The 9,094-nt window shown below is 30.3% G+C and carries 10 protein-coding genes and 1 rRNA gene; 3 read left to right on the top strand and 8 right to left on the bottom strand.

The window, feature by feature from the left end:
• Positions 1 to 149: 149 nt before the first annotated feature.
• Positions 150 to 258: ribosomal RNA gene (gene rrf / locus LX95_RS14030) — 5S ribosomal RNA — on the top strand.
• A gap of 656 nt (positions 259 to 914) precedes the next feature.
• Here rrf and LX95_RS14025 read toward each other — a convergent pair.
• Genes LX95_RS14025 through LX95_RS14010 form a run of 4 tightly spaced genes read right to left on the bottom strand, consistent with a single transcriptional unit; the run spans position 915 to position 4,235 of the window.
• Positions 915 to 1,643 carry a head GIN domain-containing protein gene (locus tag LX95_RS14025; protein WP_111542091.1) on the bottom strand — a complete coding sequence of 243 codons (729 nt, stop codon included), beginning with the start codon at positions 1,641 to 1,643 and terminating at the stop codon, positions 915 to 917.
• A gap of 9 nt (positions 1,644 to 1,652) precedes the next feature.
• Positions 1,653 to 3,380: a PspC domain-containing protein gene (locus LX95_RS14020; protein WP_111542090.1), complete on the bottom strand. Its 1,728-nt coding sequence runs from the start codon at positions 3,378 to 3,380 to the stop codon at positions 1,653 to 1,655.
• Positions 3,373 to 3,717 (bottom strand): PadR family transcriptional regulator, encoded by a 345-nt coding sequence (locus LX95_RS14015; protein ID WP_111542089.1) that lies wholly within the window; start codon positions 3,715 to 3,717, stop codon positions 3,373 to 3,375. Before LX95_RS14015 ends, LX95_RS14020 begins: the two co-directional genes overlap by 8 nt.
• Complete coding sequence (locus tag LX95_RS14010) at positions 3,714 to 4,235, bottom strand: DUF4870 domain-containing protein (RefSeq protein WP_111542088.1); 522 nt, start codon at positions 4,233 to 4,235, stop codon at positions 3,714 to 3,716. Before LX95_RS14010 ends, LX95_RS14015 begins: the two co-directional genes overlap by 4 nt.
• Before the next feature lie 132 nt (positions 4,236 to 4,367).
• Between LX95_RS14010 and LX95_RS14005 the strand changes: the two genes are divergently transcribed.
• Both LX95_RS14005 and LX95_RS14000 read left to right on the top strand, forming a co-directional pair.
• Complete coding sequence (locus tag LX95_RS14005; RefSeq protein WP_111542087.1) at positions 4,368 to 4,823, top strand: DUF4442 domain-containing protein; 456 nt, start codon at positions 4,368 to 4,370, stop codon at positions 4,821 to 4,823.
• Positions 4,824 to 4,972: 149 nt separating this feature from the next.
• A complete protein-coding gene (locus LX95_RS14000) occupies positions 4,973 to 5,170 on the top strand; it encodes a hypothetical protein (protein ID WP_111542086.1) in 198 nt (65 codons plus the stop codon).
• Between the two features lie 33 nt (positions 5,171 to 5,203).
• Here LX95_RS14000 and LX95_RS13995 read toward each other — a convergent pair whose 3' ends face one another.
• The 4 genes from LX95_RS13995 to LX95_RS13980 all read right to left on the bottom strand — a co-directional run bounded on the left by LX95_RS13995 (position 5,204) and on the right by LX95_RS13980 (position 9,090).
• Positions 5,204 to 6,145 carry a hydrogen peroxide-inducible genes activator gene (locus tag LX95_RS13995; protein ID WP_111542085.1) on the bottom strand — a complete coding sequence of 314 codons (942 nt, stop codon included), beginning with the start codon at positions 6,143 to 6,145 and terminating at the stop codon, positions 5,204 to 5,206.
• Between the two features lie 84 nt (positions 6,146 to 6,229).
• A complete protein-coding gene (locus LX95_RS13990) occupies positions 6,230 to 6,640 on the bottom strand; it encodes a DUF2141 domain-containing protein (RefSeq protein ID WP_111542084.1) in 411 nt (136 codons plus the stop codon).
• Between the two features lie 102 nt (positions 6,641 to 6,742).
• On the bottom strand, positions 6,743 to 8,029 hold the full coding sequence (locus LX95_RS13985; protein ID WP_111542083.1) for a DUF58 domain-containing protein: 1,287 nt from the start codon (positions 8,027 to 8,029) through the stop codon (positions 6,743 to 6,745).
• A gap of 47 nt (positions 8,030 to 8,076) precedes the next feature.
• Positions 8,077 to 9,090 carry an AAA family ATPase gene (locus LX95_RS13980; protein WP_111542082.1) on the bottom strand — a complete coding sequence of 338 codons (1,014 nt, stop codon included), beginning with the start codon at positions 9,088 to 9,090 and terminating at the stop codon, positions 8,077 to 8,079.
• Positions 9,091 to 9,094 lie beyond the last annotated feature (4 nt).

Below are 9,094 nucleotides of genomic sequence, written 5' to 3'. Positions count from 1 at the left end.
TATAGCTTATGTACTCTTCCCCCGGGCAACCGGGGGAGGTGAAATCCTATTGCTATGTATATTTACCCTCAAAGTATTATTTATTTTTTCAATATGTTAACTTATTAGATGGTTGTTTCTTTTAAATAAAAGAACAGTTATCACCGATTTAAGGTGGTTATGGCAACGGGGCTCACCTCTTCCCATTCCGAACAGAGAAGTTAAGCCCGTTAGCGCAGATGGTACTGCTAATTGTGGGAGAGTATGTCGCCGCCTTTTTTACTTACCAAATGGTAAGTTTATAAACCCTTCACTTGATACAAGTGGAGGGTTTTTTTTTTACCCTTTTTTTAAAAGTGAATTAAATCTTATTCTTATGATTTATTCTAAAAGAAATAGAATAAATTTACTCTTCAGATCTATAATACCTCAGTAATGAATTTATAAAAGAAATAGATAAGAGCATTACTATATATAATTATATTGTTTGATCTCTTATTATTATATAAATAAGATTCTGGTGCGTATAACAGTATATATATTGGAAATAAATCTTTACTGTATTGTCTATTTAAATCTATTAGATTTTGAAAGTTCTTATACTTAAAATATAAATGAAAGCTTAGCGTCTAATCATTTTAGAATCTCAAATTAAGGATTAGAAGTTAGTATATTTAGACAAAAGAACATTTTGCTATACAGGCTTTACAGATTAAAAAAGTGGCTTAAAATACTCTATAATAAGCTCCTTAAATTAATGGTATGGGATTATAAGATAGAACAATCATGTCGTGACAAGGATTAATAAAATTTACAGAATCATAGTAGACTTTAATACAATACTTCATTTGTGCTGCTGTCAATAACAACTTTAACCCAAAAAAAAAGATGCTTGTATAAAAGCATCTTTGATTTATAACAAAAAATATTTTCTCTTATTTTTTACTAATTTCTCCACCAGATATTGATTGCTTTATTTTTTTCTTACTAGGGTTTCCACTATAAGTTACTGAGCCCCCAGAGGATGCTCTAGCTTCTATAGATTGCTTTACGTGAATCTCAATATTTGCTCCAGAGCTAACATCAAGTTCTGCGTTTTTTACGCTAAGGTTTTCAGCTTCCAAACTAGACCCACTACTTGCATTTGCCTCTAAATTGATGGAAGTTCCTTTTAAAATAATTAAAGACCCGCTTGAACATGAAATATTAGTATTTTTAGATTTAATATTTAATTCTAAATTAGATCCACTACTAGTGTTTATCGTAATATTTTCCCTAATAACTTTTTCTTTACTTATTAATTGACTACCGCTTTGAGTTGAATAATAAATTAAAGGCTTTGTATGGTAAACTCTAATTATACTTTCATGAAGATTATTAATTTTCTTCTTAGAATCTATTTGCAAATGATTTTCAGCTAAAGTGTACTTAAATAGTTGTATTAAGTTTTTGCTTGCAGAAATATGTATTTTATTTTCTTCAGCCTTAATTAATTCTACTTTCCATCCTTTAGAAACCGATAATTTTTCAAAATTATCGGTTAATACAATCTCTTCAGTTAATATTTCTCCTTTACCATCAATTCCATTGTTAATGTTGACATTACACGATAGAAAAAAGAAAGAGATTACAGTGCTTATAAATATTTTAGTCAAGGTTAGCATAGTATTTTGTTATTGGTTATTATTTTGATTTAATGAATCTAATATCTTATCATTAGTTTTATCTACATCGTTATACCAATCTTCTTTATTATCATTTTCAGAGAAAACCTCTATTTCTCCTTTACTTTCAATATAGATATCGTTCTCTTGCTCAGTATCATCTTCATTTTTTGGACAACTAGAACAAATTATTTTATTTTTTGCTATAAGTAAATATTTTCCCTCTTGCCCATTTTCTAATATATCTTCATACCAAGAATAGTTTCGGTGATAACTATGAGTATTCTCATGAGTAAAAAGAATAGCTCCCTCAGGTAGATATAATATTATTTCAATTTCTTGATCGAAATACTTATTTTTAAAAGCTGTAGTAAAAAATCCGTCAAGGTAAAGAGTATTGTTTTTAAATTCTGAGTTAAACATAATCTGGTTAGCTCTTTGTCTAGCTTGTACATAATCCTGACCTTCAGCTGACTTCATTATTTCTAATCTTGCTAAAGTGTCTGTAGTAGATTTGACAATAAGTCGAATATCTTTAGAAAAAATTATCTTTTCATTATTCTCATTATATTTAATTTGTACATCATCGTCTCTTTCTAATGAAGTATGCATCCATTCGTTATCCCTCATTTTAACGAATAAAGTATCATTTGTACGTATAGGTAAATTCTCTTTGATTACTATATCTTCTTCAAATGCTCTGTGTGTAGCTTGTCTAATTCCTAAAAATGCAATGACAAAGATAGATAGTAACCAGACACCTAATAAAGTTAATTTTGCTGGAGTACCTATAGATTTTAAATTACTTACTACAATTTTTAATCCTAACAAGAAGATAAAGAATAAGGGAATTGCTGCGCTAAAAAAGATAATTATACTAGCTAACCAAATGGGAACACCAATATCTACCATATCTACATAATCCATCCAGGGAGCGTCAAAAATACCAAATGTACTAATACTTAGAATCGTGAATATGAGAGTTATTAAGCCCAATCCAGCAAATAGAATAATAATTATTCCTATAAATTTCCCAATAATTTTTATGAATGATAAGATTAAATTACCAAGTGATTTGAAAAACTCTGAACCTCCTCTATTAGCTTTAGCGGTGTACTTTTTGTAGTCTACATCTTTAATTTTATCAGAAACGGTGTCAAAACCTTCCTTTACCTTTTTTTCTATATTGCTAATGTTTATTGGTTCTCCTTTCATCTCTAATTTCTCTGAAGTAGTGATTGCTTCAGGTACTAAAATCCAGAATATTAAATACACAATAGCAAATCCTCCAGAAGAAAGAATGGTAAGTAGCACAAATAAAACCCTTACCCAAATGGTATCGATATGAAAATAATGACCCAATCCAGAACTAACACCCGCTATATAACTGTGATCTTTGTCTCTATATAATTTTTTAGATTTTTGATAAGTTGCATGACTATTTTTAGGCTCTTGATCTTCAAAAATATCATTATCTACCATATAGTCTTCAGGTTGTCCCATGATTTCTATAACAGCTTCGACTTCAGTAATGCTAACTACTTGCTTGTCGGTTTTCATTTTTTCAGAAAACAATTCAGCAATACGAGCTTCGATATCTTGAATAATTTCGTCTCTTCCTTGAGCATCTGTAAAAGATTTTTTTATTGCATTTAAGTAATCATTTAATTTAAAAAATGCATTCTCATCTATATGGAAGAAAACTCCTGCTAGGTTGATATTAACGGTCTTATTCATGAGTGTTGTTTTTTTGATTGGTAACTATGGTAACAGCATTTTGAAGGTTGTCCCAAGTGGTTGAAAGTTCGGTAAGGAAAAGTTGGCCTGTTTCTGTTAATCCGTAATATTTTCTGGGCGGTCCGCTGGTAGACTCTTCCCATCTGTAACTTAATAAGCCAGCATTTTTAAGCCGGGTCAAAAGAGGATAAATTGTTCCTTCTACAACGAGTAACTTGGCATCTTTTAAGGTATCTAATATTTCAGCAACATATGCGTCATTGTCACGAAGTATAGAGAGTATACAATACTCTAATACGCCTTTGCGCATCTGCGCCTTAGTGTTTTCAATTTTCATAGGCTTTCATTTTGAGTGGTATTAAACTGTTCATTTTTTGATGATGATTTGATGAATGATTCTTTTGTAAGTATGGGTATTGTAAGTGGATATTTAAATTTTTTTCCTTCACTAGCACTTATGCTTGCTTGGATTACAGCAAAAGTGTCTAGTATGAATATTCCAATTCCTACAATAGCAACGATAGCGATAAAAATAAGGTAAGGGGTTATTGCGAAATCTTTAGTATTTGAAATGGTTAAATTTCCTTCTGAAAAATAGAACTCATTTATAGTTCCAAAATTGAGACCTAAAATTAAGGCAACGAATAAACTCACTCCAATCCAAATAGCGTAATATAAAAATATATTTAACTGAAAGTTAAGTGCCTGCTTACTGTGATCTTCAATAAACGATTCAGGCTTTTTAATCATTAATATACACAGCGGAATTAAAAAATTTCCGAAAGGAAAAAAATATTTGCTAAAAGTACCTGCATGAGATAGCGTAGACCAGGTTTTATTTTCTGTAGATTGCATAAGATATTATTTTATTATACAAATATATGGTTTAAAAAAGGTATTATGCAATACAAAGTACTAAAATTTAACAATTAATTTTTTGAAGTAGATTTATTTTACTTAAAAAAAATGAATAACTTACCTTAAAAAATTATGCTTACTCCTAATAAAATCAATTGGTTTACCTTTTTCAAGTTACCTGCTGCCTGGTGGAGTGGAGTAAAACTCAAAAGTATTAATGAAGAACGTTGTAATACGAGCGTAAGATATAAATGGATTAACCAGAACCCTTTTAAATCAATGTACTTTGCGGTGCAAATGATGGCTGCAGAATTGAGTACAGGAGCTTTGGTTATGAGTCACATTAAAAAGCAAGATAGACCTATCTCTATGTTAGTGGCTAGAAATAAAGCAGAGTTTACCAAAAAAGCTACAGGTAAAATTACGTTTACTTGCCTTGACGGAAATAAAATTAAAAGTGCTATTCAAAATGCTATAAATACTAATGAGCCTCAAACTTGTTGGATGAAATCTATAGGGATGAATGAAAATAAAGAAACGGTATCCATATTAGAATTTGAATGGACAATAAAGGCTAAATCTTAAATTAGTGTTAATGTAATATGTTAAATAGTTGTAAATTTTAACTTATTTTAAGATTTATTTGCGAAAAAATCATTAAATTCAAGTGTTTTTAATTCAAATATATCGCCTATTCAAGAAAACTACTTTAACTAACTTAAACTGTTCGAATTATGTCTAGAGCAATGTTTGAATACACTAAAACGATCTTACAAAAAGTGAGTTTTGATGTTGTTTTGTTTTGCAAAGAAGTTGAAAAAGCGGTTGATCGATTATTACCTCATGAGGTAGAAGAATTGAGAGATTATATATTACTACTTGTAAATCAAAACCCTACTTTAAAAGATTCATTAATATATCTAAAAGCTTAAAAAAAAAGCGACGTTTGTAAAACGTCGCTTTTTTTAATTTCTATTTATAGGGCTAATGATTTTTACATTTTGAAATGCAATGGCACCTTTTATAATACCAGCTATTATTTGTTGAAGAGCCTCAATAATTTGAATTTTTAATTCACTTTTGTGGTAAATGAGACTTACCGATCTTGCTGGTACAGGTTCTTCAAACATTTTTAAATTACCTTTCTCTTTATCATTTAGCTCTAAGGTGTGTAAATATGGCAATAAAGTCATACCCATACCTTCATTAGAAAGTTTGATAAGCGTTTCAAAACTTCCGCTTTCTAATTGAAAAGAACTTTCTTCATAGTTCTTTTTTGTTTTGCAAAGATTTAAAATGCCTTCCTTAAAACAGTGTCCGTCTTCTAAAAGCAATATATCATCAATATTTAGATCTTCAGTTGTTAATTTTTGCTTTGTATACAATTGATGATTAGAGGGTACATAAGCAACAAAAGGTTCGTAATACAGTGTCCATTCTTTAATATTTTCTTGTTCCAAAGGAGTAGCAGCAATAGCAGCATCTAAATGCCCATCTTTTAGTTTTTCTATTATCGCTTCAGTATGTAGCTCTTCTATTTTAAGCTTTACTTTTGGATATTTTTTAGTAAAACTTTTTAAGAACATAGGCAATAGGGTAGGCATGACAGTAGGAATAATACCCAACCTAAATTCTCCACCAATAAATCCTTTTTGTTGATCTACAATGTCTTTAATACGATCACTCTCATTTACAATATTTTTAGCCTGATAGACAATCTTTTTTCCTACTTCAGTTAACTCAATAGGTTTTTTAGATCTGTCAAATATTTGAATGTCTAATTCTTCTTCGAGTTTTTGAATTTGCATACTCAAAGTAGGTTGGGTAACAAATACCTTTTGTGCTGCTTTCGTAAAATTTTGATATTCGGCTACAGCCAAAACATAATGTAATTGAGTAATAGTCATGAGTTAAGTATTTACGATGTAAAGATACTTATACTATCAAATAAATTTATTAATGTTTTCTAAAAATATAAGATTTATTGATGCTTAAAGCCTAATAACAATTTCTTTAGTTGTTGCATTTACTTCAAATTTTGCGTCGTCCCAGGTTGGAGGACCCATTAACATAGGATTATTTGAAACACCATAATCTTCTTTTGGCATCCCATTGTTTTGAAAGTCCATTTTATTGTTACCATTCTTATCTTGAAAACAGGAAATAGCATACCACCCATGAGGCACTTCATTAAAAGTAATAATGGCTTTTCCGTTTTCAATTTTAGCGTTTGCCGAGTAGTTAGGTTGCGCTTTTATAAACTTTTCTTGAGTAAACATACCTAAAAGAATTTCTCCTTCATCATTTGCTATGTTTTCAATAGTTACTGTTACTGTAGCGGTGTCTTGTGCAGTTATTTGTTGAGAAACTGCCATAATAAAAAGTAAAAATAAAGTTTTCATAAGATATAAGATTTAAATTATACCTTAAAGTAAAGCATACTTTAATTCATAAAACAATCTTACTTACCCAATTGTAAAATGTAAAAGATGAATTGTAGGATGTTATAAAATTCCCCTAGCTTTTATTTCTAAATACTTATTTATCGTATTAATAGATAGATCTTTAGGAGCAGTTAAAATGGTTTGTATTCCATGTTTTTCTAACTCTTTAGCCATATAATATTTGTCGTTCTTAAATTGAGTCGCAATGGTTTGCTCATAAATTGTGGCTAAGTTTTCAGGGTTTTCTTCTGTAAACTTCTCTAGTTCTGTATTTTTAAAGAAAATAACCACCAAAACGTGTTTTTTAGAAATCGCTTTTAAATAGGGTAACTGTCTTTGTAAGGAAGAAATATGTTCAAAATTCGTGTACAGCATTAATAAACTTCGCTGCGTTACTTTTCTTTTTAAATGTGCGTATAATAAACCAAAATCACTATCTAAAAACTTAGTATCTACGTTATATAATTGATTTAATATAAGCTGTAGCTGTGTCATTTTGCTATTCGCTGACAAGTAGTTTCCAATTTTATGCGAAAAACTTAGCATCCCCACTTTGTCTTTTTTCTTTAAGGCAATATTAGAAAAAGCTAAGGTACTGTTGATGGCATAGTCTATCAATTTAAGCTCATTAAAAGGCATTTTCATTACTCTACTCGTATCAATAATAGAATAAATGGGTTGAGATTTTTCATCTTGATATTGGTTCACCATAATATCTCGATGCTTTGCGGTCGCTTTCCAATTAATGGTTCTTATATCATCGCCTTGAACGTATTCTTTAATCTGTTCAAATTCCATCGTATGCCCAATACGTCGTATTTTTTTTAAACCAATTTGAGAAATTCGATTATCTATCGCTAAGAAATCGTATTTCTTCATTTGTATAAAAGAAGGAAATACTTTTACCATCTGGTTCTTGTTGAAAGTATATCTTTTTTTTATTAATTGAATGGGTGAAGACACGTAACAATTTAAATTTCCAAATATATACTCACCACGTTCTACAGGTCTTAAACCATAAGAAGTTTTCATTTTTTTATGAGAAGGAATATGTACAGTTTTTAAAAAATCTCGTTTTTGAAACTGAACAGGAATCTCATCTATAATCTCTACTTTTACCTTAACGGAATAATTATTTTTAAGCTTTATTTCTACTGAATTAAGATCACTATTCGAGAATTTTTCAGGTAACACACGTTCAGCTTCTAAGCTATTTTCTTTAAAGAGTAGAATAATATCCGCCAAGGTTAACAATAAAAACCCTAAAGCCAGTAGCCAGATATAAGCATAAATGGGTGTGTACCAATAACTGACTAAAAATAGCACAGCAAAGGCACAAATAATCATGAAAAAGCGTGTATTGAAATATAAAGATTTAAAAAATTGAATCACGCTTATCTAGGAATTTCAATAGATTTGGTAATCATTTCAACCACGTTTTCGGTAGTCATTCCTTCCATTTCTCGTTCTGGAGATAGAATAATACGATGTCTTAAAACAGGATTTAAAACTTTTTTTACATCTTCAGGAATCACAAAATCTCTTCCGTAAATAGCGGCATAAGCTTTAGAAGCATTCATAATAGCTATAGAAGCTCTTGGTGAAGCTCCTAAAAATAAATGAGAATGATTTCTGGTTCTACTTACAATCTCTGCAATGTAATTGATGATTTTCTCTTCAATAATAATTTCATTAACCTGAGACCTAAAAGTATTTAATAAACTTGGTGTAAGTACCGCTTCTATCATATCTAAAGGTTTTTTATCCTTTCGCTGATGATGTGATTGTAAGATTTGTACTTCCTGATCTACGTTAGGATATTCAACCTTAATTTTGAATATAAATCGATCCAGCTGAGCTTCTGGTAAAGCGTAAGTTCCTTCTTGTTCAACAGGGTTTTGAGTGGCCAAAACCATAAAAGGAGGATCCATTTTATACTCTTTCCCATCCATGGTCACTTGGCGTTCTTCCATCACTTCAAAAAGTGCCGCTTGGGTTTTTGCTGGGGCACGGTTAATCTCATCTATCAAAACAATGTTAGAAAATATGGGTCCGGGTTTAAACTCAAAATTAGAACTAGCCGAATTTAATATTGATGTCCCCAACACATCGCTAGGCATTAAATCTGGCGTAAATTGAATTCTGTTAAAGTTGGTTTTAATCGATTTAGCAAAAAGCTTTGCGGTAATGGTTTTTGCAATACCAGGAACACCTTCAATCAAGACGTGACCTTCTGCCAAAAGACCGACGATTAATAACTCTATAAAGTCTTCTTGACCAATAATTACTTTTGCCAATTGTGCTTTTAGGCTTTCAACCGCTTGTTTTAACTCTTCTAAATTTAATCTGCTATCAAAATTGATAGATTGATCCTGATTATTTTCTGGTGATGTAGCTTCGTGGTCCATTCAA

It is taken from the genome of Mesonia algae (assembly GCF_003253545.1).
GTDB classification, from domain to species: Bacteria; Bacteroidota; Bacteroidia; order Flavobacteriales; family Flavobacteriaceae; genus Mesonia; species Mesonia algae.
Note: the sequence above shows the minus strand (reverse complement) of the source record. Positions and strands in the feature narration are given on the sequence as shown.

Coding starts and splice junctions, on each gene's coding strand:
- LX95_RS14025 (WP_111542091.1), bottom strand. CDS start 1,643: ATGCTAACCTTGACTAAAATATTTATAAGCACTGTAATCTCTTTCTTT.
- LX95_RS14020 (WP_111542090.1), bottom strand. CDS start 3,380: ATGAATAAGACCGTTAATATCAACCTAGCAGGAGTTTTCTTCCATATA.
- LX95_RS14015 (WP_111542089.1), bottom strand. CDS start 3,717: ATGAAAATTGAAAACACTAAGGCGCAGATGCGCAAAGGCGTATTAGAG.
- LX95_RS14010 (WP_111542088.1), bottom strand. CDS start 4,235: ATGCAATCTACAGAAAATAAAACCTGGTCTACGCTATCTCATGCAGGT.
- LX95_RS14000 (WP_111542086.1), top strand. CDS start 4,973: ATGTCTAGAGCAATGTTTGAATACACTAAAACGATCTTACAAAAAGTG.
- LX95_RS13995 (WP_111542085.1), bottom strand. CDS start 6,145: ATGACTATTACTCAATTACATTATGTTTTGGCTGTAGCCGAATATCAA.
- LX95_RS13990 (WP_111542084.1), bottom strand. CDS start 6,640: ATGAAAACTTTATTTTTACTTTTTATTATGGCAGTTTCTCAACAAATA.
- LX95_RS13985 (WP_111542083.1), bottom strand. CDS start 8,029: ATGATTATTTGTGCCTTTGCTGTGCTATTTTTAGTCAGTTATTGGTAC.
- LX95_RS13980 (WP_111542082.1), bottom strand. CDS start 9,090: ATGGACCACGAAGCTACATCACCAGAAAATAATCAGGATCAATCTATC.